This window comes from Butyricicoccus sp. AM78-15b2TA, from assembly GCF_027665985.1.
In the GTDB taxonomy this organism is placed as follows: Bacteria; Bacillota; Clostridia; order Oscillospirales; family Butyricicoccaceae; genus Agathobaculum; species Agathobaculum butyriciproducens.
This window is the reverse complement of record NZ_JAQEHY010000002.1, coordinates 333504-358520: the sequence shown is the minus strand read 5'-3', so window position 1 is coordinate 358520 and position 25017 is coordinate 333504. Positions and strand designations below refer to the sequence as shown.

Sequence of the window (25017 nt, the reverse complement as noted above, 5' to 3'; positions counted from 1 at the left end):
TTATGCGTGCTGCCGCACGAAGCGTAAAAATTAAAATAATACTTTTTTGACAGACTGAAAGAACCTGTCTTACGACAGGTTCTTTTCTTATACTCTAAAATAAATCGAGCATATTATCCAGATAGATTTCTTCTCTCACGCGCAGCTGATATGCCGGTTTTGTCATATAATACAGCAAAAACTCGAGGATCAGCGCGCTTCCCAGTCCCCTGCCCTCGATCTTAAACTGTGAAAATCCCATTGGCAGATACGTCCGCAGAATAGCATCAACGCCGATGAACCCCGGATTTTCCATCGCCTTGGAGAACCGATAGCCGCCCTGTGCATTCGGTGCTTTGCACCGGTGCTCGCAGTCCTCGCCGAGATTTTTGCGGCTGACAACCTCGTAGCATTGCTTACGGTCACTGCACCCGAACCAGCAGCACTCATTGCACAAAAATTCCACCTTATCTTTGTGCACCTGCGACAAGGCGTTTAATTCCTCAAACCGTTTATTCAATCGAAAATCCGGCACGACATACCGAAATTCTTCCCTGTCCAGCTCGTGCCGGAAATCTTCAAAATCGGTCAGCACCTTAGTCGTAGACGACACGAGGTACAGCGCCGGATACCGCGTCCGCAGGTAGCCGGTCAGCAGCTCGGAATGCACGATTACGCCGTTCTGCACGCCGTTTGCCTGCGAAAACAGCTCGCATAGTGCATTGCATTTGCGGTCGGACAGGTGTTCCTCGCGCAGAAGCGAATTGCTGAATGTCAGCCGCGCGGAAATGCCGTATTCCTGTGCCAAAGCCAGCGCTTCGCGTGCGCCGCACTCACCGAAACCCGCTCGTCCGCCTCCCCAGAGGCAGTCCGCCGGTGCGCCGTAAATGGACCCAATCTCACACCAGTCGTAAAACCAGTCACGATTTGCGCGGTATAGTGGCAGAAATACGCGGTAAAACTCGTAAAATTCAAACAATCCAGGCAGATGATAGTATGCTTTGGCTGACACGGCCGCTCGCCTCCTTTGCTCCGTATAGCATACCACAAAATGCCGGAATACGCAAAAGAACCTGTCGATTGACAGGTTCTTTTCACTCAAACCCACGGAAATACCATGCGCACGCTGAACAAAGTTGCGGCTGCGCTCAGTGCGTTGGCGCACAGCGCGTAAGCGACCGGATGAGCCGTTTCCCGCCGGGTCTGCAGCCGTTTGCGGTAAATAACGGCCTCGACGATCCAAATCACAAGCTCAAGCGGCGCAAATACCAGATACCGGTAGAATGGCATGCCAATCCACATGCAGGCCGCCGTTACGACTGTGAGCAGCAGCTGCGTGCCGATGTTGACGCCAAGGAACAGCTTTGCGTTGCGCCTGTCCCAGAAGCCGAACGGCAGCAGCAGGATTCCCTCTATTAGCAGCGTCGGCAGCAGCGAGGACGCGAACTGTTTGAGATATGTCAGCAGCGGATTTCCGGTTTTTACCGTATTATCCGCAAAGTCACAGGTGAATATCTGCTGCAGCTGTGTGCGCTTCATCACCTCAGAAAAGTTTACTTTCTGCTGAGAATCATCATAAATCGCAATCCGAAACGTGTCCGGCGTGCCGAAATAGCTGAACACAAACATGTCCTTGTCCGGATGCTTGTAAAACAGCGGTGCAGGCGTGCCGTCCAGCATGGCATAGTGCCAGCCGTCCATGCGGTCACACTCCAACGCATCCAGCGGCAGCGATGCACGGTCGATGTGGTTCCACTCTATATTGTCGATGCATTGCTCGGGTATCTCGCCCGGAATGAGCAGGTCAACGTAGTAATCGCCGTCCGGCGCATTCTGCACCTGAATGGTGATCTGCGGTTTCGGGCCCGAATCCGCACTTGCGGAGACCGGCAGCACGGCCAGCAGGAACGCGGCTATGCACAGGCAGGCTTTCCACTTTTGTTTCATGGCGGTCATCCTTTCTCGTATTTAGTTCTCCGTTCCACCGAGATACAGCGTATTCCCTTTCATTTCAACCTGTTCCCCGAGCAGTTCAAACAGCTTTGCCGGAACCCACGTCTTGCCATCAGCGAAATACGGCGCCGCGCCGAACGAAACCGGTGCTTCCGTGCCGTCGCCGTTCATCACCGAACGGATATAGGAATCCTCACCGATGTTTATATGCGTCATAACCTTGCCGTTGTTCATCTTCGCCTGACGGTTCTCTATGTCCCACGTCACGGTGTAGCCGAGGGCTTCGCCGACCTCACGGAGCGGCACCATAGCCACGCCGTTTTCCATGCGCCCTTTGTCGAGCGTCTTGTCCTTGCACACGATGTTAAACGCATTCGTCTCATCGGCTTCTCCGGTGAAAGCATTCGGCACCCCGCCGAGATACAGCGCGTCCCCGCGCATCTCAATCTGCTCGCCGAGCAGGCCGAACAGCTCCGCCGGAACCCACGTTCTGCTCTGTGCGATATAGGGCGCGGCGCCGAGTGCTCCCGGGCGGCTCATGCCGTCCGCGTCCGGCAGAGCGGTTGCGCGGAAATACTCGTCCTGACCGATGGTCACAGTCGTCTGCACCGTGCCGTTGGTGAGGTGCACCGTGCGGTCCTTCGCATTCCACTTGACCGTAAAGCCGCACAGCTCGGCGGTCAGGCGCAGCGGAACCATGGCCACGCCGTTCGTCATGCGGCCTTCGCCTGCGACTATGTCGCCCTCAATGACGATGGCGAACGTGTCATCCTCCTGCGGCAGCAGCACGACCTTGTCCGTACCCGCCTGCGCCGGATAGCTCTCCAGAATCGTGTCATACCATGCGAAAAACCGGGTTCCCATGCGAATATCATCGAGTTTCGCCTTGTTTTTCGTGCCGAACGGCGTAACAGACGCATTCCGCGCAATGTTCAGCATCAGGCTGCCGTCGCTTGCCTGCACGGTCAGACTGCCGTCCGCATTTCTCTTCACCTGCTCGGCAGACAGCAGGCTTGCAGGCTCGTGTTCGTCGGTCAGATTGACCAGAATCGCCTTGGCATACACCTGCGGCGGCTCGGACAGCGCCATCATTTCCCCGCAGTAGAGGTACACCTCGTCACCCTTTTTGATATCCTGTGCGCCTGCCGGCAAACCAGTCTGCGTGTCCATGATGATCGTCTGCTCCGCAATGTGCACCACAACCGTGCCTGCGGTTTCGGTGCTGACGGTCAGCTCGCCGTCCTGCCTGTCGGTTACTGTGGCGCGCACGCCGTACAGGTCAAGCTCCGCGTGCTCGGCGGAGTCGGTCGCTGCCGCGTCCGTGTCGATCAGGTTCACCGCTCCGGCGGGAATCGCGCTCATGCCGAACAGCACCGCTGCAAACAATGCCGCCATTCGCTTTTTCTCCATCATAATAACTACCTCCTTTTTATACCCAGTTAGACGGTCCGGAAGTGGTTTTGTTCCCGGTTTTCTTTCGGTGAGTGCAACAAAAAACATCCGCTCTGTTTAGTCGTTTTCCCTAAAAGAAAACGCAGGCAAAAGACATGACCGTCAAAGTCACGCTTTTGCCTGCATCCCTTATTTATTTCGTTCCAGAGAGGCTTCGTGTTCCGTCTCCATTTTGCTCAGCAGCTCCGCCGCCGGTCCTTCCGGATAGTCGTTCCTGCAGGATTCCATTACCTGTGCAAACTCCTCCGAGCCGTCATGCCATGCGGCATCCGCCGAGGCAATCTGCCCGCAAATGAACTCTGCCACCGGTGTGCTGTCGTCCGACGATACCGTCTGATCCCCCATCAGCACCAGATACGCCAGAACAGTATGCGGCGATTCCAGAAAACGGCTCCGCAGCTCCTCGCACGCGCCCTCACTCGGCCCGCCATCGGACGCAAGCGTAAACGCGATCAGCCTGTCGAGCGCAACCGTGTCCCTATGCGCCATCACATACGCATCGTCATCACTGTTTGTATCGGTGCTGACTGCCGTCCAGTCGGTCTTCGCCAGCTCGGACGCGACCGCCTGCGCGGACGAATCCGCCGTCTGCGACACCTTTTCCCCACCGGCACCGCTGCATCCTGAAAGAAGAACAGACGCCATACATACCAATACCGCTGCTTTTTTCATAAAGATCCCCACCTTTTATTAAATTGTTGAAGGCAGCACCGCTTGCATGGTGCGGTATTGCCTTACCTTTTATCAGTTGCCGTACTGCTTGAGCATACGCTCCTGCAGTTCCTTTGCGGCGTTGAAGCCCATCTTCTTCTGACGGTCATTCATCGCTGCAACCTCGATGATAACGGCAAGGTTACGGCCGGGCTTTACCGGAATGGTCAGGCTCGGAACCGCGATATCGAGGATGGAGGTCGTCTGGCTGTCCATGCCGAGACGGTCGTACTGCTTGCCGTCTTCCCACGGCTCAAGGTTGATGACAAGCTCAACCTTTTCGGTCATTTTAATCGCGCCGACACCGAAGATACGGCGAACATCAACAATGCCAATGCCGCGCAGCTCGATAAAGTGGCGGATAACCTCCGGCGCCGTACCGACGAGCGTCTTGTCGGATACGCGCTTGATCTCAACCGCGTCGTCCGCGATCAGACGGTGGCCGCGCTTTACCAGCTCGATCGCAGTCTCGGACTTGCCGACACCGGAGTCACCGAGCAGAAGCACACCTTCGCCGTAGATTTCGATGAGTACGCCGTGCAGTGTAACACGCGGTGCAAGATTGACCTTGAGGGAGGCGATGATCGCACTCATGATGGTAGAGGTAAACTCGTTGGTACGGAGGATCGGCACACCGTGCTCCTGTGCAGCCGCAAGGCACTCCGGAAATACGTCAATGTTGCGCGAGAGCAGCAGCACAGGGATGCCGGTCTCGAACAGACGGTCGAAACGGCTGCGGCGCTCCTCGCTCGACAGACCCTCTACATAACTGGACTCAACCTTGCCCATGATCTGGATACGGTTCGGATCGAAATAATCAAAAAATCCTGCCAGCTGCAAACCGGGACGGTTTACGTCGTCCTTGGTGATCTCGGTCTTTTCAAAGCCTTCCGGACCGTAAACGACCTCAAAATTAAATTCATGGATCAGATCGCCCAAGCTGACACCGAATTCTTTTAACTGCATAAGTATAATGCTCCCTTCCGCTGTGGCAGGTATTCTATATCCTCTTTACTCTGCTGTTTTATTACTGTATAATACATAGTATAATACATAAAGTAGATATAGATGTATTATACCCTATTTTCCTGTTATTTTCAACGATTTCCGCACGGACCGCAGGAAAACTTGAAATTTTCTCTTTTTCTGAAAAAAATGCTTGCATTCATTCTATACATGTGGTAATATAATATCTGCTATGCAATGCCCGAAAGAAGGAGGTGCAGGAAAATGGCAAAGTGCGATATTTGCAATAAGGGTGTGACCTTTGGTATTCAGGTTTCCCACTCTCACCGTCGTTCCAATCGAACCTGGAAGCCGAACGTTCGTCGCGTAAAGGCTATGGTCGATGGTACTCCCCGCCATATCAACGTATGTACTCGGTGCCTCCGTTCCGGCAAGGTTACCCGCGCTATCTGATTTTAACGATCTGTGCGTTTACGTTGAAATGCCAAAGCGCTCTGTTCGCAGAGCGCTTTTCTTTTACCCTTATAGTATGTAGGTGATTTCCATGAAAAAGGCGTTTCGTCCTGCCTTTACCGCCACGATACCCGTACTGTGCGGCTATCTGTTCATCGGTTTTGCATTCGGTGTTATGCTGCGCGATATCGGCTTCGGATCGATCTGGTCCTTCTTCTGCAGCCTGAGCATCTACGCTGGCTCGGGACAGTATCTGCTTGTGTCGCTCCTAGCGGCCAGGGCGTCCCTTGTTACCGTTGCGGTGATGACGCTGCTGCTCAACTGCCGGCATATCTTCTACGGTCTGTCCTTTCTGGAGACTTTTCATGAGATGGGCCGCCGCAAGTGGTACATGATCTTCTCGCTGACCGATGAGACCTATTCCCTGCTGTGCTCGGTCAAGACGCCCGAGGGCATTGATGCAGGCGATATGCGCTTCTGGATCGCCATGCTGGATCACAGCTACTGGATCCTCGGCTCGGTGCTCGGCACGATCATCGGCGGCATACTGCCGTTTGACACCACCGGCATTGATTTTGCCATGACCTCGCTGTTCACGGTTATCTTCGTGGAGCAGTGGCAGAGCACGAAGTGCCACATCCCCGCACTGATGGGGTTGGCTGCGGCAGCTGTGTCGCTCGCCATCCTCGGGCCGGACAATTTCATCCTGCCCGCCATGCTCGCAATCTGCGTCATGCTGGTCGCTATGCGCGGCCGTCTGGCAAAGGAGGTCGCCTGATATGACAACGACATACGCTATCGCCATGATTGCCGTGGCAGCCGTCTGCACATTTGCAACGCGCGTCGCGCCGTTCCTGCTGTTCAACGGCTCCAAGCCCATCCCGCCGATCATCCGATACCTCGGCTCTACCCTGCCGCCCGCAGTCATTGCGCTGTTGGTCGTGTACTGCCTCAAGAACGTCGGCTGGGTGATGGGCACCCACGGTATTCCCGAGCTGCTGTGCATTGCCATCACGGCGCTGCTGCACATCTGGAAGCATAATAACCTGCTGTCCATCGGCGTCGGCACGGTGCTTTACATGGTGCTGGTGCAAAATGTGTTCGTTTAATCCATACGCAGGGGCGGATCGGTGTGTCCGCCCTTTTCTGATAGCGGTTTACAGGGCTTTACAATTATTTTCGATAACTTTGCAAAAAGCTGTTGACAATTTGCTCTCTGCATGCTATTATATATAAGTCGCTGAGACAGACGGCTTGACAAAAACGCTGGTGTAGCTCAGTTGGTAGAGCAGCTGATTTGTAATCAGCAGGTCGGGGGTTCAAGTCCGTCCACCAGCTCCAATCAAGCTGGTAATTGAATATGGAAGGTTTCCCGAGTGGCCAAAGGGAACAGACTGTAAATCTGTCGTCTATGACTTCGGTGGTTCGAATCCACCACCTTCCACCAAAGCGAAAAGACATTCCGAAAGGAATGTCTTTTTTGCTTTGACGGAAGGCAGGTGGCGGATTCGAAAGCCGGCTCTTAGAAACGTGCCGGTGGCACGTTTCAACCGGCGTGGCTTTGCCGCAGCAAAGCGAATCCACCACCGGACGGGCAGGCACGCGTGTGGCAATGCGGTTAGGGGACTGCACCAGACGCTCAAGTTAGGCACGCGCCCTAAACGGAGCGCCGGCTCTTAGAAACAGCCCGGTGGGCTGTTTCAACCACCGTGGCTTTGCCGCAGCAAAGCGAATCCACCACCGGACGGGTCGGCACGCGTGTGGCAGTGCGGTTAGGGGACTGCACCAGACGCTCAAGTTAGGCACGCGCCCTAAACGGAGCGCCGGCTCTTAGAAACAGCCCGGTGGGCTGTTTCAACCACCGTGGCTTTGCCGCAGCAAAGCGAATCCACCACCGGACGGGTCGGCACGCGTGTGGCAGTGCGGTTAGGGGACTGCACCAGACGCTCAAGTTAGGCACGCGCCCTAAACGGAGCGCCGGCTCTTAGAAACAGCCCGGTGGGCTGTTTCAACCACCGTGGCTTTGCCGCAGCAAAGCGAATCCACCACCGGACGGGTCGGCACGCGTGTGGCAGTGCGGTTAGGGGACTGCACCAGACGCTCAAGTTAGGCACGCGCCCTAAACGGAGCGCCGGCTCTTAGAAACAGCCCGGTGGGCTGTTTCAACCACCGTGGCTTTGCCGCAGCAAAGCGAATCCACCACCGGACGGGTCGGCACGCGTGTGGCAGTGCGGTTAGGGGACTGCACCAGACGCTCAAGTTAGGCACGCGCCCTAAACGGAGCGCCGGCTCTTAGAAACAGCCCGGTGGGCTGTTTCAACCACCGTGGCTTTCACCGCAGTGAAAGCGAATCCACCACTGGACGGGTCGGCACGCGTGTAGCAGTGCGACCATGGGCGGCAATAGCCAATCACGACAGGCACGCGCCCAATCCGAAGGGAAGAACAGGTTGTTCGATAGCGAAATCAACCTGCACAGGCTATTGGGAACGATATATTGTCATTTGCGACGTGCGCACAGTGTGCGCCCGCATATCAATCAACGACAACGTGCAATTTAGGCGAACACGGTTCGCTCTACGGGATATATGGTGCAAAACCATGTCTCTCAACAAACAAGCGCTCCGGTTCTCCCTTTTACCTTTTGTGTTGATATAAGCCTATCCCTCCGTCGATTTGACGGAACTCCAAGCATAGGAAAAGGAGCAAGGTGAGTTTCAACCTTGCTCCTATCGGTCAGAATATGCTATTCAGTTCAACAAACTGGAATTTAACGTTCACTCATATATTGTTTTATTTCATCAGAAGTCAATTTTCGTATTTCTGTATGTGGATATTCTTTATACTCTCCAACATTAAACACAGGTGTCATTTGTTTGCATTTCTTGTCTTTATTCTTTTTCAAGAATAGATGTAAATCCTCATTCCCGGCGAATATTTTATAAGATACTCTGCCTTTACTGTTCTCTATCTCATAAATACCACACGAACCTTTCGTTGTATAATCGGCTGTTCGTAAATAAAGTTTTGCAATTTCCAATGACTTAAAAGGAAAATTCCATCTTTGTAATCCTCTGTTTGGGTCATGTTCAATACAAATGCAACGTCCACAAGTTCCACAAATATATTGAGTGTGGTTTTCTAAGCAGTCCAAGGGATTTAGTAATGGTGTTATTCTATTTTCATCAGAGTAACATTCTTCACACATTCTTCTTTTCGATCCTTATCAAATTCATATTTGTCTAACTGTTCCTTATCTATATAGATGCAAAAAGCAGCAAATTGTTCCAACTTTCTTATATCATACAATATTTTTGTGCTTCTTTCAAGGTACAAAAAGATGCCGAAGTTGCCTTCGGCTCTTTTCGGTACCCAGTTTCTGTTCATCTGGAAATGTCTGTATCATTAGTGAGCTTTCCATCAGCCTTTGGTGAAATCGACGAAGTTTATTTCATCAACACTTAGGGTAAAAAGCGCTCCGGTTTCATCACTTGACAAAACCGGAGCGTCCGTTTATAATACTGATATAAGAACGGCTCTCACGTGTCAGGTGCGGTCGTTCCCCGAACAAGTTTAGAGCTTGAGGAAAACGCCGCTGCCTTTTTAGGTGGCGGTTATTTCTTGAGGTTCAAGATACCGAAGACAACCGTCGCAAGCAGCATCAGAAGCGTAAGTACCTCCATTGTTGTCATGCGCGTCACCCCCTTATTCCGGGGGAATAACCTCGCCGTTCCATATCAGCAACTTCATTATAGCATACATGGTTTCATACTGTCAATAAACCGCTCTTCGGGGCGGCTTTTGTGTATTTACCCCGTATTTCAATCACATAAACCCCAAAACAGGCACACCTCACGGTGTGCCTGTTTTCCGTATATTACTCTCTATCCTGCGACCCGCTGTCTCCTACCACAGAATCAGCAGGTCGGATATTGTACTTGCCGCGATGATGACGATCCAGCAGACAAGCGGTGCTACCCACTCTGCCCTTCCCTCGCCTGTCGGCGCGAGCTTGGGGCACGCTCTCATCAGAAGCCTTGCTGCCGCGAAGCCGAGCGCGCCGCCGAGCGTATTCAGCAGCAGATCATCTGCCGAGGTGACGCCGCCCGCGGCCAGCTGTATCAGCTCAATGCTGAGCGAGGTGCCGAAGCACCAGCCGATGGTGCGTCCCGCCCGCTCGAACCACCGCCAGAACAGCGGCAGGAACAGCCCGAGCGGAAACAGCAGCGCGATATTTCCGGCAATGTTCACGAACGCGCCCAGACCGGGCGCCTCCGGAGATTTTACCACGGAAATCATATCCGCGAACGGAATCAGCTCCAGCCTTGGCTGCGGCAGCCTGCCGATGAGCAGCTGCGCCAGCGAGGGACCGGTAAACAGTCCCACGCCTGCAAGGTACACCAGCAGAAGCAGCGTGCCGATGATACCGCGCTTTCTCATCCGAGGGGCACTTCCGTTGTATAGGCAACATCACCGTCCTGTACAGACTCGACGCCGTTTTCCGCGTCCTTCTCCGCCTGTGCACGGTATTTCTCGATGATATCCTTCGGATAATCCTCTTCGGTGTAGCCTGCGCTTGCGCTCCACTCATCGCCCTTTTCGTCCGTGTAGGTCACGGATACGTTGCTGCGGGCAAACTGCTGCATAATGCCATACGCCATCGCATCGCTGCCGTACAGATTCATTGCGTCAATGTTGACCGCATTCTTGAGCAGCGCATCGATGTCTGCTCTGTCGGTCACCTGCACGCCCTGCCAGATGTCTTTATCCGGCAGATAGATGCTCAGTGTAATCAGCTTTACGTTTTTCGCGCTGATGGCCTTGGGAACGATATTGGCGTACTTTTTGATGAGTGCAAGCGTCTTTACGTCCTTGTCGGTCACGCATACGGCACCCTCGCTGTAATAATCGTCGTTGTTCTGCTGCGAGAATTCCATGCGCAGCACCGGCATGGCATCACCGGTGTGGGTCAGCGTCTCTGCCTTGAGCGTGTCAATGATCTCCTGCGCCTTCTGCGAGTCGCTGAGTGTGCCGACGCCGTTGTAGCCGTCACCGTTGGTGTAGAAAACAATGTTGCGGTGGTAACCCTCGTTGACCTCGCCGAGCGCAAACAGCGACCACGCCTTCTGCTTGTACTCTGCGGACTGGTAAATCTGCTTTTTGAGCGTGAACACTTCGTCTGTGGCCGGCAGCTCATACGAACGGCTCTTCACCTTGCCGTTCTCCAGCTTGAAGGTGACGGTAATGCACGCCTTCTGTGCATTTTCATCCGTGTTATTCAGACTTTCCACGCCGAGCGCCGCCAGCTGCCGCGATGCCGCGATGTTTTCCGGCTCACTGAGCAGTGCCGATTCACCGACGTAACCCATCGGCGCTGCCGCTGCAATGCTGCCCTCATCCGGCAGCCACTTGTCGTAGCCGAACACGTCGGACTGCATGGTCAGCAGACCCGCACACAGCACTGCAAGGATGATAACCAGCTGCAGCGGCTTGCGGAAGATGGCGCGGAAGTCGAACGCATAAATAATCTCCACCACGCAGTGGAAAATGACCGTGCCGAGCACCAGACCGACCCAGAACCACAGCTCGGATTCGTAGACCAGCATTTTGAAAATCTCAGCGAACGCCGTACCCATAACCACGCAGATAATAATCTTGACGGGCAGCTTGATCGGGTTGAATGCCAGTGCCGTGCCCGCCCGCTCGCTCTTGCGGATGCGGAACAGGAACAGTGCCAGTGCGGTGATAACGATCGCCGCAACCGCATAGCCAATCAGCAGACCGATAGCACTCGACTCCTGCAGCCCGGCGGCGTAATCCATCGCATGGACAGGCTCCACTGCCCAGCTATGCATTTTCGTGCCGTTTACGCCGAAATACTGAATCAGCGGTGCAAATTTGCTGCAAAACAGCAGCGAAATCATGGAGGCATCCGTCACATAGGTCTGGAAGAACATGCTCTTGAGACCCTGCCACAGTGCGGTTACGAGCGTCGGTCCGAAGTACACCCACAGACCGAGCAGCAGCGTGATGACCGTGTTGCCGCACAGAATGGTCGTAACAGCCGCCATCGCGTACAGCAGGAAGAAGAAAATGACGTTGGACGCGATCACGCCGATGAGCGATGCGTTGACTACCTCACCGAAGCCCATCGCGCACGTGCAGACGATGCTCAGCGCATGCAGCACGAGGTACGGCACCAGCGCGCACAGCGCACCGGTCGCGTAGTCCACCGCGAACAGGCGGCTGCGCGAAATCGGCAGGCTGTGATAGAAATCCACCTTGCGGCGATTGTGCAGGTACGCGAACATGCTCACACCGCAGGTGACCGCCAGAATGATGACGGCCAGCTTGACAAACATATTCTGTCCGCCGAGCATCTCACCGACGCTCTCCACATAGCCTTGCCAGCTTGCCGCGGCATCTGCCGCACTCAGATTGACCAGATCCTGCTTATGTGCCGACAGGCTGTGCTGCGCCGTCATAATCACCGGCAGCAGCTGTGCCATAAAGAATCCCACCGTGGACAGCACGATGGCCCACAGGTTGCGTTTCATGCAATCCCGCACGAGACCCTTAGAACAGGAGTTTCTTGACATCATAGCCTGCCACCTCCGTTTCATTGATAAAGATTTCCTCCAGCGTCAGCGGGAGCATTTCGCAGAAGGTCGGTTCAGCGCGTTCACCCTGGCGAGCAGCTCTTCCCGGCTGCCGCGCGCCGTAATAGTGTACAGCGAGCCGCGCTGCTCCTTGTGCAGAATGTCAAAGCCTTCCCACGCGGAATCCGGCAGCGGATTCGGGAAAATGCACTGCATTTTGTACATACCGAGCTTCATGTCGTCCAGATCGCGCGAGAACAGGATGCCGCCGCGATGCAGCAGACCGACGTGGTCGCAGATGTCCTCCAGCTCACGCAGGTTATGCGAGGCGATGATGGGCGTCAGACCTCTGTCGGCTACATCCTCGGCAAACAGGCTCTTTACCGTCTGGCGAACGACCGGATCGAGACCGTCGAACGTCTCATCGCAGAATAAGTAGTCCGTGCCGCTGCATACGCCGCAGATGACCGAAACCTGCTTTTTCATGCCCTTGGAGAACGTCCGCAGCTTGCGGTTTTCGTCCAGACCGAAGCCGTTCATCAGCTTGCGGTAGCGCGCTTCATCGAATTTGCTGTAAAAGCGCTTGTAGTAGTTTTTCATTTCCTTCGGCGTGCTGTTCGGGAAAAAGAACTGCTCATCCGAGATAAAGAAAAACCGTTCCTTCATCGCAATGTTCTCGAAAATATCCTTGCCGTCGATCTGCACCGTGCCCTCGTCCGGCTGCAGGATGCCTGCCAGCATGCGCAGGAACGTGGACTTGCCTGCGCCGTTCGAGCCGATCAGGCCGTAGACCGAACCGTCCTTCACTTCCGCGCAGATGTGATCGACCGCCGTGATGTCCTCAAACCGCTTGGTCGCGTTGGTTGCCGTAATCATGTTCCGCTCTCTCCTTTCCTCTCTACCCAGCCGCGCATCTGTTCCTCGGTCGCCCCGAGCGAACGCGCCTGACCGGCCAGTGCGGTAATCTGCTCACCCAGTTCGTTAAGCCTCTGGGAACGCAGCGCCGCTGTATTGTCCGATATAAAATTTCCCCGTCCTTTTGCGGCGTAGATCACACCGCGGCGTTCCAGCTCTCCGTAAGCGCGCTGTATTGTGTTCGGGTTGATCGACAGTTCCATCGCAAGCTGCCGTACACTGGGCAGCTGGGTGTCCGCCGGCAGTGCCCCACGCAGAGCCAGTCCCTCAATGCCGTCCACCACCTGTTCATAGATGGGTCGGGCATCCCGATAGTCGATTTTAATCACCTGACGCGCCTCCTTTCCTTTTGTTGATTTGAGAGTGTATCAACTGTACTGTGTGTTTTAGTACAGTTAGATAATAACACGAACCAGACGGTATGTCAAGCATAATTTGTAGTTAGGCGTTAACGTGATAGATGGCCTTACCGTAGAGTGTGCCGAGGTCGTGCCCCATAGCACCCTACAATTATATTCCTGCCATCCGAAAACTTTCCGAACATTTTTTGCATTCGTGCAAAAGAAAAAGGGCGCACAATGTGCGCCCTGCGGAGAACCATCCCTTCACGGTCATTCTCCATTTTCCATTTTCAATTCTCCATTATTTCCATTTCCACTCGCGGACTTCCGGCATATCCTCACCGTACTCGTTGATATACTGCTGATGCTGCACCAGCTTATCGCTCATCTTCTGGTAGAGGTACGCGCCGCGGTTGCCAAGCTGCGGCAGGCGCAGCAGAACGTCCTTGACGAGGTGGAAGCGGTCGATATCATTCTGCACGCGCATATCGAACGGCGTGGTGATGGTGCCCTCCTCCCTGTAGCCGCGAACGTGCAGGTTGCGGTTATGACGGCGGTAGGTCAGCTCATGAACGAGCGTCGGGTAGCCGTGGAAGGCGAAGATAATCGGCTTATCCTTGGTGAACAGCATGTCGTACTCGGCATCGGACAGGCCGTGCGGATGCTCCCGCTCGGGCTGCAGCTTCATCAGGTCAACCACGTTGACAACGCGAACCTTGAGTTCGGGCAGCTCTTCCCGCAGGATGGATACGGCAGCCAGCGTTTCGAGCGTCGGCGTCTCGCCGCAGCACGCCATAACAACGTCCGGCTCTGCGCCCTGATCGTTGGACGCCCACTCCCAGATACCGATGCCCTGGGTGCAGTGCTGCACAGCCTGCTCCATGGTCAGCCACTGCGGACGCGGATGCTTGGATGCCACGATGACGTTGACATAGTTGCGGCTCTTGATGCAGTGATCGAAGCAGCTGAGCAGGCAGTTTGCATCGGGCGGCAGGTACAGACGGACAACATCCGCCTTTTTGTTGGCGATGTGGTCAAGGAAACCCGGATCCTGATGGGTAAAGCCGTTGTGGTCCTGCTGCCATACGTTGGAAGCCAGAATCAGGTTGAGCGACGCGATCGGCTGACGCCACGGCAGGCCGTTGCAGACCTTGAGCCACTTGGCGTGCTGTGCCGCCATCGAGTCGATAATGCGGATGAACGCCTCATAGCTTGCGAAAAAGCCGTGACGGCCGGTCAGCAGATAGCCCTCAAGCCAACCCTCGCACATGTGCTCGGACAGCATGCCGTCCATCACGCGGCCGCTTGCGGACAGGAATTCGTCGGTGTCCAGACGCTCGGCGTTCCACTCGCGGTCGGTGACCTCGAAAATGTGGCTCAGGCGGTTGGACATGGTCTCGTCCGGGCCGAATACGCGGAAGTTGCGGCTGTCCATGTTCAGCTTGATGACATCGCGGACATAAGCGCCAAGCTCGATCATATCCTGACCCTCAACACTGCCCGGAGCCGGAACATTCAGTCCGTAATCACGGAAATCCGGCAGGCGCAGCTGGTGCATGAGCAGACCGCCGTTGGCGTGCGGGTTTGCGCCGATGCGGTGCTCGCCGGTCGGCGCCAGCGCCTTGAGTTCGGGAATCAGCTTGCCGTTTTCGTCGAACAGCTCCTCCGGATGGTAGCTGCGCAGCCACTGCTCGAGCATGGGCAGGTGCTCCGGGCTGTCCATCATCAGCGGCACCTGATGCGCGCGGAAGCTGCCCTCGATCTGCTTGCCGTCCACGTTCTTCGGGCCGGTCCAGCCCTTCGGGGTGCGCAGCACGATCATCGGGTAGATCGGACGGGTCGTGTCGCCGGTCTCGCGCGCATGCTTGCGGATGGCGAGGATTTCCTCGGTTACGGTATCGAGCGTGTCCGCCAGTGCGCGGTGTACCTTCATCGGCTCATCGCCCTCGACGAAATACGGCTTCCAGCCGCAGCCCTCGAGCATTTTGCGCAGTTCCTCCTCCGGAATGCGCGAAAGCAGGGTCGGGTTGGAGATTTTGTAGCCGTTCAAGTGCAGGATCGGCAGAACAACGCCGTCCGTCACCGGATTGAGGAACTTGTTGCCGTGCCACGAGGTTGCCAGCGGGCCGGTCTCCGCCTCGCCGTCACCGACAACTACGGTTGCGATCAGATCGGGGTTATCCAGCACCGCACCAAAGCCGTGCGCCAGAGAATAACCCAGTTCACCGCCCTCGTGGATGGAGCCGGGGGTCTCCGGTGCAACATGGCTGGCAATGCCGCCCGGGAACGAGAACTGCTTGAACAGGCGCTTCATGCCCTCGGTGTCCTCGCTGATGTTCGGGTAAACCTCGCTGTAGGTGCCCTCGAGATAGGTGTTCGCCACAAAGAAGTTGCCGCCGTGACCCGGACCGGACAGCAGGATCATATCCAGATTATACTGCTTGATGATACGGTTCAGGTGAACGTAAATCAGATTCTGACCGGGCACCGTGCCCCAGTGGCCGACGATCTTCTTCTTGATATGCTCAGGCTTCAGCGGCTCCTTGAGCAGCGGGTTATCGAGCAGGTAAAGCTGACCGGCTGCAAGATAATTTGCCGCCCGCCAGTATGCATCCATTTTGTTCAGCATTTCGTCGTTGATGTGTGCTGCCATAGCGTAATGCTTCCTTTCTGCGATTGACTGTATGCGTGGTTTTATTATTCTATCCGTTTTAAGGCAAATAATGCGATAAAACATCCACCTGTTTTTTCATTCCTTATCACGCTGAGATAATAGCACATCGTTATTTATTTGTCAATATTACATTTGTCATTGATTCAGGCAGGAGTGAGGAGGCAGGCGTAATTGAAAATGGAGAGCGGAAAACGAATGTGATGGTTTACGTTCACTTTCAATTCTCCATCCTCCATTATTCCGCAAAAAAGAACAGCGTCCCGCTCTATCCAAGCGGAACGCTGTAATTTCATTGCATTTTTATCAAATTTGAGAAGTAAACACCTTATAGCCATCATCGGTGAGGGTGTCGATGAGGCGCTTGGCGTGGTCAACGCCGCCGACCTCACAGACGACATGGATAATCGCCTCGCCGATCTCGAGGTCCGTCTGTACGCGGTCATGCTGGAACAGGATGATATTGGCATTCTGCTGTGCAACGATGTGCGAGAAATGCTCGAGTGCGCCCGGAGCATCCGGCATGAGCACAGAGAACTTCAGCTGACGGCAGCGGGTGATCAGGCCCTTTTCCACAATCTTGTGAATAAAGGATACGTCGATATTGCCGCCGGACAGCACGCATACGACCTTTTTGCCCTTTACATCCACCTTGTTGTTGAGCACAGCCGCGAGCGGAGCCGCACCCGAGGTCTCAACGACCTGCTTGCAGCGCTCGAGCAGCAGCAGAACAGCGGAAGCAATCTCGTCATCGGAAACCGTGACAATGCGGTCCACATACTTCTTGATATACTCAAAGGTCTTTTCGCCCGGGGTCTTTACGGCGATACCGTCAGCGATGGTGTGCACGGTATCGGACGGAGTGCGCTCGCCGGTGCGGAACGAATTTGCGATCGCCGGTGCGCCCTCAGCCTGTACGCCGATGATCTGGATGCGCGGGTTGATCTGCTTTGCGCAGGCAGCCACGCCGGAGATCAGTCCGCCGCCGCCGGCCGGAACGAAGATCATGTCAACGCCCGGCAGGTCGCGCAGGATTTCCAGCGCGATGGTGCCCTGACCCGCCATAACATCCTCATCGTCAAACGGGTGGATGAACTCTGCGCCGGTCTCCTCGCAGATCTCGCACGCCTTGGCATAGGCTTCATCGTAAATGTTGCCCGCCAGAACAACCTCGGCACCGTAGCCCTGGGTTGCGGAAACCTTGGCGATCGGCGCGGAACGCGGCATAACGATGGTGGATTTTACACCGGCAGCGGTTGCCGCAAAGGCAACGCCCTGTGCATGGTTGCCCGCAGAGGACGCAACAACAGCGTGCAGGTCGCCCTCAGCGAAGCGCTTCATAATCTTATTGTAAGCACCGCGCACCTTAAACGAGCCGGTCTTCTGCTGGTTTTCGTACTTCAGATAAACCTCTGCGCCGGTCATGGCGGAGAAGGTGCAGGACGTAGACAGCGGAATGTTGTGGATGACGTTTTTCAGTCGGTCCGCAGCTGCCTCGAAATCTTTTAATTCTAACATTGAGCATCTTCCTCGTTTTTGCAAGATAGATTTATAATATCACTTTCCGTTTTTGATTGCAAGATATCCGGGCACATTACCTTACATTATTATAGCATTCTGTTCAATATGTACAAAGAATCCGCATTCCCCGCGGTGTGTGTGCATTGTGAGAAAGCGGCCGCATCGTGTACTCATTTCGCACCGGTATCCTGCAGGGTGCGGCAAGGTGAATTGCGGCAAAGCCGCAAGAGAAGGTGCCCTGGGGTACGACTCGGCCACCGTTTCTATCCGTTCTGTACAATCTACCCCGTAGGGGCGCACACTGTGCGCCCGCACAACGCCATATCGAACGGTTCCCAGCCGTTCCTTGCGCAGACTCCGGTCGCGCTGCGGGCGAACACTGTTCGCCCCTACGGTTACGCATCTGCAGATGGTTTACGGACGGTGCGCCGAGTCGTCCCCCCAGGGCACCTTCATCGTAATATTGAAACGGAGAAACAAGGTAAACCAATATCCGCTCCTGCCTCCACGCACTCTTCACTCTTTTTATTGCCTTTATCGTCAGGATTTGCTATACTAATATAAGATTATTGTGGGAGGAACTGCAATGGACGAGCAAACCCGTGGATTCCGCAGTGCCATCTTCGGCGGCTTTAACCGCGAGGACGTACTGCATTACATAGAAGAAACCGACACGAAATACTACACCGAGACCGCCGAGCTGCGCTCTCAGCTGACCGAGGCTCAGTCCGCGATGAACGAACTGCGCACGCAGAACGAGGCGCTTACCGCGAAGAACGCCGAGCTGCTCGAGCGGCTCGGCGAAATGACGCTGGATACCGATAAGATCCGCGCACAGCTTGACCAGATCGAAAGCGGTTTTTCCCTGCAGGCGACCGAGATCGAGGCGCAGAACGCCCGTGCGGCGCAGCTTGCGGCGGAAAACGACCGGCTGACCTCGGAGAACGCCAAGCTGTCGGCCAAATGCGGTGAATACGATGCGACCAGAGAGAAGATCGCCGAGATGGAGCTTTCCGCGTACCGGCGCGCCAAGCAGATCGAGGAGGACGCCAAGGTAGAGCTGCAGAAGCTGCGCCGCAAGTCGATGGAGACCATCGAGCAGGTGCGCCGCCAGCTGGATGCCACCAAGGAGAACTACCGCACCGTGCTGGCACGCAACCAGCAGGAATCCGCCGAGATGGCCCGCAAGGCCGGTGAAGTGCTCGGCGAAATCGACAAGATCAGCGCATCGCTCGGCAAAAAGGACGGCGAGGCGCCCCATCCCGAGCCGGACAAGGCAAAAAACGGACTGCGTGAGGTTCTGAACAATCTGCGCCCGAAAACGGAGGAATAAGCATGGCACACTATGATTTGAAAACCGAACAGCTCAAGGAAATGGCGCCGAAGCTGCGTGCGGGCGACACCGTAACGCTGACCGGCACGGTCTACACCGCGCGCGACGCCGCACACAAAAAGATCGTTGCCGCGATGGACGCAGGCGACAAGCTGCCGTTCGACCTCGACGGCGCAGCGATCTACTACGCCGGACCGACCCCCGCAAAGCCGGGTCAGGTCATCGGCTCGGTCGGCCCGACCACCTCCGGCCGTATGGACCCGTTCGCACCGCGTCTGCTCGATGCAGGTCTTGCCTGCATGATCGGCAAGGGCGTGCGCAATCAGGGCGTGCAGGACGCAATGGCGCGCAACGGCGCGGTTTATATGGTAGCCATCGGCGGCGCAGGCGCGGCGAAGGCGGCATCCATTAAGAATGTCGAGGTCATCGCGTATGACGAGCTGGGCTGTGAGTCGGTCAAGCGTCTCACCGTGGAGAATTTCTCCGCCATCGTCTCGCAGGATTCGGTCGGCGGCAACCTCTACACCGAGGGCGTTGCGAAGTATAAGAAGGATTGAGCCAAAAGGCGGACGGTTGTCCGCCTTTTTTCTTTACCGTTTGCAAGATAGGAGTTAGGAGTTGTTCTTGTGATTTACCTATACCGTAGGGCGGGGTGCCCTACGGAAAACGTTCATCGTCACCCACTCCTACCTCCTAACTCCTACCTCCTAACTATTTGGGTCTGTATCTCACCAGAATATAGTCTTCCCCAAGGGTTTCAATGCACCCCCACGGAATAACGCAGTCATTTTTGGAGAACAGCCCGGCAATGCCGCTTTGCGCGGGCACAACGAGTGCGGTAATCTGTCCACAGACCGGATCGAACAGCAGATCGCTCACCTCGCCCATCCGTGCTCCGTCGCACAGATTGATCACCTCACGGCAGTGCAGCTCGGAAAATCGCATGGTATTCTGCATTTAATCCTCTCCTAACGCGCGGTGCAGGAAACTTTCCGTGCTCTGCCCTGCCGGACGGTTGAACCGCCCCAGTTCAAACAGGCAGTCCGGATTGCGTGTAACGGTATTAACGCGCTCTTCACACCCGAGCGTACACCGGAAGCCCATGCTTTTGAGCAGCGTTTCGCTCTCTTTGGAGCACGCACCGAACGGATAGGTGTAGCAGGTCGGCGCGGGCAGTCCGGCGTCCGTGATGAGCGTCTGCGTCTGCTCGGTGTCCTCGCGGAGCAGGGCCTCATAGCGCGTTTCGTCCTCGCCTCTCCGGCGCAGACAGCCGCGGCGTTCGCCGTACTCGTGCAGGTTCCACGAATGATTCTGCACCTCAAACACATCCTGCATTTCGCGCAGGCGGTCAAGCCGCAAATGCGACCAGTAGGCGTTTTCCTCTCCGTTGTCGGTGAAAAGCGCGGTCTGGCTGCCGATGATGGACACAACCGCCTTCATTCCGCGCTGTTTGAGCAGCGGATAGGCATAAATGTAGTTGTTGTAGTAGCCGTCATCGAAGGTGATCATCACCGGCTTCTCCGGCAGGTCTGCGCCGTCCTGTACATACGCCAGCAGATCGCTTACCGTTATGGCGGTATACCCCTTCACCTGCAAGGTGTCCAAATCGGCCGCCAAAACCGCCGGCGAGATAACATATTTGCCCTGCCGTGCGCTGTCCTTGAGAATGCTGTGATACATTAGAATCGGTACGCGCACGCTGTCCTCCCCGAATACCGGCTGCACCGTGTCGGCACGCTGAAGCAGTCCAAGCGCAAAGCATAAAACCAAAACCGTGCATACCGCCTGAAACGCGGTGTGACGAAAACCCAATCGCAAAGAAATCCCCTCCTGTCATAATTTATGCAGCGAAAAAAGATTTCAGCACCCTGCGGTATGCATTTCATGCACTGCCAACCCCGGAGAAACGCCGTAAACCGTATCGTTCATTCTGCATTCTCCATTTTCCATCCTCAATTTTCAACTTTCCTCTTGACATCCCTCCTCCTTTGGTGTAAACTATCATAGCATGAATTCACACATCCCGTGATGAAAGCGGTCGGTGACGGGACGCTCGTTCTGTTGCCGCTGTCAGATGATCAGGGATGGAGGAAAAACCAAGGAGGAAAAACAAAATGGCAGTAATTTCTATGAAGCAGCTGCTGGAGGCCGGCGTACACTTCGGCCATCAGACCCGTCGTTGGAACCCGAAAATGGCTACCTACATCTTCACCGAGCGCAATGGTATCTACATCATTGACCTCCAGAAGACTGTAAAGAAGCTCGAGGAAGCATACTTCTTCGTACGCGATATGGCAGCTTCCGGCAAGTCCATCCTGTTTGTCGGCACCAAGAAGCAGGCACAGGACGCAATCAAGGAAGAGGCTGAGCGCTGCGGTCAGTTCTACGTTAACGCACGTTGGCTGGGCGGCATGCTGACCAACTTCAAGACCATGCGTACCCGTATCGCTCGTCTGAACCAGCTGCAGAAGATGCAGGCTGACGGCACCTTCGATCTGCTCCCGAAGAAGGAAGTTATCAAGCTCCAGCTCGAGATCGCTAAGCTCGAGAAGTACCTCGGCGGCGTTAAGGAAATGAAGGAGCTTCCGGGCGCTCTGTTCGTAGTTGACTCCCGCAAGGAGAAGAACGCGATCGCAGAAGCACGCAAGCTGGGCATTCCGATCGTTGCAATCGTTGATACCAACTGCGATCCGGACGAGATCGACTACGTTATCCCGGGCAACGACGACGCTATCCGCGCTATCAAGCTGATCTCCCAGACCATGGCTAACGCTGTTCTGGAAGGCAAGCAGGGCGAGCAGCTCGAGGTTGAGGCTAAGGCTGACGCAAAGGCTGAGTAATTCATAACTCAATATAACATTCAGTGAGTTGTTCGTAGGGCGCGACGACCCGGCGCGCCGGTGTTCGTTGTGCCCTACGTTTTTTTCATCGTAAAATCATAAATTGGAGGAATAATAAAATGGCTTTTACCGCTGCTGACGTAAAGAAGCTCCGCGAAATGACCAGCGTAGGCATGATGGACTGCAAGAAGGCACTAACCGAGGCCGACGGCGACTTCGACAAGGCTATCGAGCTGCTCCGTGAGAAGGGCCTGGCTAAGGCTGCCAAGAAGGCAGACCGCATCGCTGCTGAGGGTCTGGTCAAGGCTACCGTATGTGATGAGTGCGGCGTAGGCGCAATCATCGAGGTAAACTCCGAGACCGACTTCGTTGCTAAGAACGCTGACTTCCAGCAGTTCGTTTCCGACGTTGCTAACGTTGTTATCAAGGACGCTCCGGCTGACGTTGAGGCTCTCAAGGCTTGCAAGATGGGCGAAGGCACCGTTCAGGACGCTCTGCAGGAGAAGGTTCTGACCATCGGCGAGAACCTGCAGATCCGTCGTTTCGAGCGTTTCGACGACTCCACCGTTAACGTTGCTTACAACCACATGGGCGGCGTAATCGGCGTTCTGGTTGGTCTGGAAGTTTCCGAGGGTCTGAAGGACAACGCTGCTGTTAAGGAGCTGGGCAAGGACATCGGCATGCAGGCTGCTGCTATGAACCCGTCCTTCCTGGACAAGTCCGACGTTGACGAGGCTACCCTCGCAAAGGAGAAGGAGATCCTCCTGATCCAGGCTCTCGAGGAGAACAAGACCGCTGCTAAGCCGAAGCCGGAGCAGATCATCCACAAGATGGTAGACGGCCGTATCGGCAAGTACTACGAGGAGAACTGCCTCCTGCAGCAGGCTTTCGTTAAGGAGAACAAGGTTTCCGTTGAGGCTCACATCAAGGCTGTTGCCAAGGAGCTGGGCGGCGAGATCAAGCTCGTAAAGTGCGTTCGTTTCGAGAAGGGCGAGGGCATCGAGAAGAAGGTTGACGACTTCGCAGCAGAAGTTGCTTCCATGGCTAAGTAATCTCGTTACCAAAACGATAGATCAAGGACTTCCGGTTTTACCGGAGGTCCTTTTTATTTTCAGAAAGCAATTTAGAAAATCTCTTTTCGTCAGTCAGGGGCAGGTCAGTCAGAATCATTCTCCATTCTCCATTCTCCATTCTCAATTTTGTTTCTGCTCTGCTGTTCTCTGCTATGCTCTTCTCTGCTCTTCTGTTCTGTCCTCTGCTCTTCTCTGCTCTGTGTACTTTCTGGACGAGAAATACCGTTTTCCGGACGAGAAATCGCGTTTTCCGGGCGAGAAAAAACGATGGGCATGGGAATAAGCCCTGTTGATGCGGAATGACAGGGCTGTGGCTCGGTTTGCGTTCTCATCCATCCTGAGGATTGTGATAAAAATTGACCACGAATGGTCAACTCCGGGAATATTTTTCGGTGTGCACAATCTTTTCCGTAGGGTGTGCCACGGTGAATTGCGGCAAATCCGCAAGAGAAGGTGCCCTGAGGTACGACCTCGGCACACCATTTGTAAATTCATCTGCACCGGCTGAACCGTAGGGGCGAACATTGTTCGCCCACATCCCGTATGATTTTGCGCTGCCTTGGCGCATACTGTGCGCCCCTACGAGGTAACATCGCAAACGACAATAAATCGTTCCAAATAGCCTGTGCAGGTTGATTTCGCTATCGGATAACCTGTTCTTCCCTTCTGATCGGGCGCGTGCCTGCCGTGATTGGCTGATGCAGTCCCATAACCGCACTGCTACACGCGTGCCGACCCGTCCGGTGGTGGATTCGCTTCCGTTGCGACGGAAGCCACGGTGGTTGAAACGTGCCACAGGCACGTTTCTAAGAGCCGGCGCTCCGTTTAAGGCGCGTGCCTAACTTGAGCGTCTGGTGCAGTCCCCTAACCGCACTGCTACACGCGTGCCGACCCGTCCGGTGGTGGATTCGCTTTCACTGCGGTGAAAGCCACGGTGGTTGAAACGTGCCACAGGCACGTTTCTAAGAGCCACCTTTCGAATCCACAACCACCTTCCGCCAAAACAGAAAAAGGACATTCCTTTTGGAATGTCCTTCTGTTTTGGTGGAAGGTGGTGGATTCGAACCACCGAAGTCATAGACGACAGATTTACAGTCTGTTCCCTTTGGCCACTCGGGAAACCTTCCATATTCAATTACCAGCTTGATTGGAGCTGGTGGACGGACTTGAACCCCCGACCTGCTGATTACAAATCAGCTGCTCTACCAACTGAGCTACACCAGCATTTCATCAAGTCGTCTTGTCTCAGCGACTTGTTTAGTATACCTCACGCCGGTGTATTTGTCAATAGGTTTATCCGAAATTATTGCATTTTATTTTTCCGGTCGATCGAATCCGACACCTGCTGCAGAACAGTCAGCAGTGCGCTCGACAAATCCGGATAACGCCGTGCAATCTCGCTCGGGGCGAGCGGCATCCGTCGGATATTCTCCTGCGTCAAACCGCAGCCTTCCTCGCCGTTGGCCGCCAGACGGATTTTCAGCTCATGCTCCTTCATGCGGGCATCGCACAGGTACTCGAAGCGATCCTGCGGCGCGCGGAACACCGCATCCACCCCGGCCGGGTCAGCCATGTAGAGATAGCGGTATACCTTGTAGATTGCAACCGCGAAATACGACTCGATCTCGTGCGAAAGCTGCTTGCTCTCGAGTGATTCAGCAACCTGCAGCAGCAGGGCTGCCGCCTGCACGATCCGGCTATGCTCCGTCTCGGTGTCCGTGCCCTCCATGCGCTCGGCAGGCACAGCAGAGCCGTCACGCGCCATCGAACGGCCGAGCAGGTAGTCACAGGACACACCGTAATAATCCGCCGCACGCACGACAAAAGACAGACCGGGTTCACGCAGTCCGTTCTCGTAGTGGCTGAGAAGCGCCTGCGAAACGCCGAGGTCGCCCGCTGCCGCTCTTTGACTTATTTTCTTTTCCCGTCGCAGAAGCGCAAGCGTGCGCGAAAAATCACTCATTCCAACATTCTCCGTCTGCGTTGTGCCGCAGAAGGCACAACTATAAAATATATATTTATATTATACTCGCTGTATTACCGTTTGTAAAGTACAGAAAACAGTCATATTCGACGCATTTCGACAGGCTCACTTTGTATTTTTGGCACTTTTCCCTGCATTTTGTTGTCCTGTTTCCGATCGGTAACTACATATTGGGGATTGTGTAATCCGACGGCTGTTAGAAAAATTCGTCAGGCTTCGCCGGGCGG

The 25017-nt window shown here is 55.0% G+C and carries 22 protein-coding genes and 4 tRNA genes; 9 read left to right on the top strand and 17 right to left on the bottom strand.

The window, feature by feature from the left end; translation table 11 throughout:
* Positions 1-94 precede the first annotated feature (94 nt).
* The 5 genes from PGS25_RS03735 to hprK form a co-directional block, all read right to left on the bottom strand.
* Positions 95-991, bottom strand: a complete 897-nt coding sequence (locus PGS25_RS03735; protein WP_270417749.1) for a hypothetical protein — start codon at positions 989-991, stop codon at positions 95-97.
* 86 nt (positions 992-1077) lie between these two features.
* Complete coding sequence (locus PGS25_RS03730) at positions 1078-1926, bottom strand: hypothetical protein (protein WP_270417748.1); 849 nt, start codon at positions 1924-1926, stop codon at positions 1078-1080.
* 21 nt (positions 1927-1947) lie between these two features.
* The gene (locus PGS25_RS03725; RefSeq protein WP_270417747.1) at positions 1948-3345 is read right to left on the bottom strand and encodes a copper amine oxidase N-terminal domain-containing protein; all 1398 of its coding nucleotides are present in this window, start codon (positions 3343-3345) and stop codon (positions 1948-1950) included.
* Positions 3346-3513: 168 nt separating this feature from the next.
* A complete protein-coding gene (locus tag PGS25_RS03720) occupies positions 3514-4056 on the bottom strand; it encodes a hypothetical protein (RefSeq protein ID WP_270417746.1) in 543 nt (180 codons plus the stop codon).
* A 72-nt stretch (positions 4057-4128) separates the two neighbouring features.
* Complete coding sequence (hprK, locus tag PGS25_RS03715) at positions 4129-5061, bottom strand: HPr(Ser) kinase/phosphatase (RefSeq protein ID WP_117492289.1); 933 nt, start codon at positions 5059-5061, stop codon at positions 4129-4131.
* 264 nt (positions 5062-5325) lie between these two features.
* On the opposite strand from hprK, the gene rpmB reads away from it, so the two are divergent.
* The 5 genes from rpmB (at position 5326) to PGS25_RS03690 (ending at position 6961) form a co-directional block, all read left to right on the top strand.
* A complete protein-coding gene (gene rpmB / locus PGS25_RS03710; RefSeq protein WP_110436524.1) occupies positions 5326-5514 on the top strand; it encodes a 50S ribosomal protein L28 in 189 nt (62 codons plus the stop codon).
* A 91-nt stretch (positions 5515-5605) separates the two neighbouring features.
* Positions 5606-6292 carry an AzlC family ABC transporter permease gene (locus tag PGS25_RS03705; RefSeq protein WP_227600795.1) on the top strand — a complete coding sequence of 229 codons (687 nt, stop codon included), beginning with the start codon at positions 5606-5608 and terminating at the stop codon, positions 6290-6292.
* A 1-nt stretch (position 6293) separates the two neighbouring features.
* Positions 6294-6623: a branched-chain amino acid transporter permease gene (locus PGS25_RS03700; protein ID WP_270417745.1), complete on the top strand. Its 330-nt coding sequence runs from the start codon at positions 6294-6296 to the stop codon at positions 6621-6623.
* Positions 6624-6779: 156 nt separating this feature from the next.
* Positions 6780-6855 (top strand) — tRNA-Thr (locus tag PGS25_RS03695).
* Positions 6856-6876: 21 nt separating this feature from the next.
* Positions 6877-6961 (top strand) — tRNA-Tyr (locus PGS25_RS03690).
* 1322 nt (positions 6962-8283) lie between these two features.
* On the opposite strand, the gene PGS25_RS03685 is transcribed toward PGS25_RS03690, so the two are convergent.
* The 7 genes from PGS25_RS03685 to ilvA all read right to left on the bottom strand — a co-directional run bounded on the left by PGS25_RS03685 (position 8284) and on the right by ilvA (position 17557).
* Positions 8284-8721, bottom strand: coding sequence for a hypothetical protein (locus tag PGS25_RS03685; RefSeq protein ID WP_270417744.1), 438 nt, complete (start codon positions 8719-8721; stop codon positions 8284-8286).
* Between the two features lie 698 nt (positions 8722-9419).
* On the bottom strand, positions 9420-9953 hold the full coding sequence (locus tag PGS25_RS03680; RefSeq protein WP_270417743.1) for a VanZ family protein: 534 nt from the start codon (positions 9951-9953) through the stop codon (positions 9420-9422).
* The gene (locus PGS25_RS03675) at positions 9950-12115 is read right to left on the bottom strand and encodes a DUF6449 domain-containing protein (protein ID WP_270417742.1); all 2166 of its coding nucleotides are present in this window, start codon (positions 12113-12115) and stop codon (positions 9950-9952) included. The genes PGS25_RS03680 and PGS25_RS03675 overlap by 4 nt, the downstream gene beginning before the upstream one ends.
* Positions 12116-12157: 42 nt before the next feature.
* A complete protein-coding gene (locus PGS25_RS03670) occupies positions 12158-12988 on the bottom strand; it encodes an ABC transporter ATP-binding protein (protein WP_442865227.1) in 831 nt (276 codons plus the stop codon).
* A complete protein-coding gene (locus tag PGS25_RS03665; protein ID WP_270417741.1) occupies positions 12985-13356 on the bottom strand; it encodes a GntR family transcriptional regulator in 372 nt (123 codons plus the stop codon). The genes PGS25_RS03670 and PGS25_RS03665 overlap by 4 nt, the downstream gene beginning before the upstream one ends.
* Before the next feature lie 313 nt (positions 13357-13669).
* Positions 13670-16021 (bottom strand): phosphoketolase family protein, encoded by a 2352-nt coding sequence (locus tag PGS25_RS03660; RefSeq protein WP_118480472.1) that lies wholly within the window; start codon positions 16019-16021, stop codon positions 13670-13672.
* 324 nt (positions 16022-16345) lie between these two features.
* Positions 16346-17557: a threonine ammonia-lyase gene (ilvA, locus tag PGS25_RS03655; RefSeq protein ID WP_270417740.1), complete on the bottom strand. Its 1212-nt coding sequence runs from the start codon at positions 17555-17557 to the stop codon at positions 16346-16348.
* A 589-nt stretch (positions 17558-18146) separates the two neighbouring features.
* Between ilvA and PGS25_RS03650 the strand changes: the two genes are divergently transcribed.
* Entirely contained in the window at positions 18147-18893 is a 747-nt protein-coding gene (locus PGS25_RS03650) for a hypothetical protein (RefSeq protein ID WP_117492274.1), read from the top strand.
* Positions 18894-18895: 2 nt separating this feature from the next.
* A complete protein-coding gene (locus tag PGS25_RS03645) occupies positions 18896-19450 on the top strand; it encodes a FumA C-terminus/TtdB family hydratase beta subunit (protein WP_118480468.1) in 555 nt (184 codons plus the stop codon).
* Positions 19451-19604: 154 nt separating this feature from the next.
* Here the strand turns inward: PGS25_RS03645 and PGS25_RS03640 are convergent, their stop codons facing one another.
* Together PGS25_RS03640 and PGS25_RS03635 are read right to left on the bottom strand one after the other, a co-directional pair.
* The gene (locus tag PGS25_RS03640; protein ID WP_117492272.1) at positions 19605-19850 is read right to left on the bottom strand and encodes a YlmC/YmxH family sporulation protein; all 246 of its coding nucleotides are present in this window, start codon (positions 19848-19850) and stop codon (positions 19605-19607) included.
* Positions 19851-20711 (bottom strand): polysaccharide deacetylase family protein, encoded by an 861-nt coding sequence (locus tag PGS25_RS03635; protein WP_270417739.1) that lies wholly within the window; start codon positions 20709-20711, stop codon positions 19851-19853.
* Positions 20712-21007: 296 nt separating this feature from the next.
* On the opposite strand from PGS25_RS03635, the gene rpsB reads away from it, so the two are divergent.
* Together rpsB and tsf are read left to right on the top strand one after the other, a co-directional pair.
* Positions 21008-21733, top strand: coding sequence for a 30S ribosomal protein S2 (gene rpsB, locus PGS25_RS03630; RefSeq protein ID WP_110436512.1), 726 nt, complete (start codon positions 21008-21010; stop codon positions 21731-21733).
* 119 nt (positions 21734-21852) lie between these two features.
* A complete protein-coding gene (gene tsf, locus PGS25_RS03625; protein ID WP_118480462.1) occupies positions 21853-22785 on the top strand; it encodes a translation elongation factor Ts in 933 nt (310 codons plus the stop codon).
* Positions 22786-23848: 1063 nt separating this feature from the next.
* On the opposite strand, the gene PGS25_RS03620 is transcribed toward tsf, so the two are convergent.
* The 3 genes from PGS25_RS03620 to PGS25_RS03610 all read right to left on the bottom strand — a co-directional run bounded on the left by PGS25_RS03620 (position 23849) and on the right by PGS25_RS03610 (position 24769).
* Positions 23849-23933, bottom strand: a tRNA-Tyr gene (locus PGS25_RS03620).
* A 21-nt stretch (positions 23934-23954) separates the two neighbouring features.
* A tRNA-Thr gene (locus PGS25_RS03615) sits at positions 23955-24030 on the bottom strand.
* Positions 24031-24109: 79 nt separating this feature from the next.
* Entirely contained in the window at positions 24110-24769 is a 660-nt protein-coding gene (locus PGS25_RS03610; RefSeq protein WP_118285335.1) for a helix-turn-helix domain-containing protein, read from the bottom strand.
* Positions 24770-25017 lie beyond the last annotated feature (248 nt).

Excerpts from the sequence above, each read along its gene's own strand:
- PGS25_RS03730 (WP_270417748.1), bottom strand. The coding sequence starts at position 1,926 with ATGAAACAAAAGTGGAAAGCCTGCCTGTGCATAGCCGCGTTCCTGCTG.
- PGS25_RS03725 (WP_270417747.1), bottom strand. The coding sequence starts at position 3,345 with ATGATGGAGAAAAAGCGAATGGCGGCATTGTTTGCAGCGGTGCTGTTC.
- PGS25_RS03720 (WP_270417746.1), bottom strand. The coding sequence starts at position 4,056 with ATGAAAAAAGCAGCGGTATTGGTATGTATGGCGTCTGTTCTTCTTTCA.
- hprK (WP_117492289.1), bottom strand. The coding sequence starts at position 5,061 with ATGCAGTTAAAAGAATTCGGTGTCAGCTTGGGCGATCTGATCCATGAA.
- rpmB (WP_110436524.1), top strand. The coding sequence starts at position 5,326 with ATGGCAAAGTGCGATATTTGCAATAAGGGTGTGACCTTTGGTATTCAG.
- PGS25_RS03705 (WP_227600795.1), top strand. The coding sequence starts at position 5,606 with ATGAAAAAGGCGTTTCGTCCTGCCTTTACCGCCACGATACCCGTACTG.
- PGS25_RS03700 (WP_270417745.1), top strand. The coding sequence starts at position 6,294 with ATGACAACGACATACGCTATCGCCATGATTGCCGTGGCAGCCGTCTGC.
- PGS25_RS03685 (WP_270417744.1), bottom strand. The coding sequence starts at position 8,721 with ATGTGTGAAGAATGTTACTCTGATGAAAATAGAATAACACCATTACTA.
- PGS25_RS03680 (WP_270417743.1), bottom strand. The coding sequence starts at position 9,953 with ATGAGAAAGCGCGGTATCATCGGCACGCTGCTTCTGCTGGTGTACCTT.
- PGS25_RS03675 (WP_270417742.1), bottom strand. The coding sequence starts at position 12,115 with ATGATGTCAAGAAACTCCTGTTCTAAGGGTCTCGTGCGGGATTGCATG.
- PGS25_RS03670 (WP_442865227.1), bottom strand. The coding sequence starts at position 12,988 with ATGATTACGGCAACCAACGCGACCAAGCGGTTTGAGGACATCACGGCG.
- PGS25_RS03660 (WP_118480472.1), bottom strand. The coding sequence starts at position 16,021 with ATGGCAGCACACATCAACGACGAAATGCTGAACAAAATGGATGCATAC.
- ilvA (WP_270417740.1), bottom strand. The coding sequence starts at position 17,557 with ATGTTAGAATTAAAAGATTTCGAGGCAGCTGCGGACCGACTGAAAAAC.
- PGS25_RS03650 (WP_117492274.1), top strand. The coding sequence starts at position 18,147 with ATGGACGAGCAAACCCGTGGATTCCGCAGTGCCATCTTCGGCGGCTTT.
- PGS25_RS03645 (WP_118480468.1), top strand. The coding sequence starts at position 18,896 with ATGGCACACTATGATTTGAAAACCGAACAGCTCAAGGAAATGGCGCCG.
- PGS25_RS03640 (WP_117492272.1), bottom strand. The coding sequence starts at position 19,850 with ATGCAGAATACCATGCGATTTTCCGAGCTGCACTGCCGTGAGGTGATC.
- rpsB (WP_110436512.1), top strand. The coding sequence starts at position 21,008 with ATGGCAGTAATTTCTATGAAGCAGCTGCTGGAGGCCGGCGTACACTTC.
- tsf (WP_118480462.1), top strand. The coding sequence starts at position 21,853 with ATGGCTTTTACCGCTGCTGACGTAAAGAAGCTCCGCGAAATGACCAGC.
- PGS25_RS03610 (WP_118285335.1), bottom strand. The coding sequence starts at position 24,769 with ATGAGTGATTTTTCGCGCACGCTTGCGCTTCTGCGACGGGAAAAGAAA.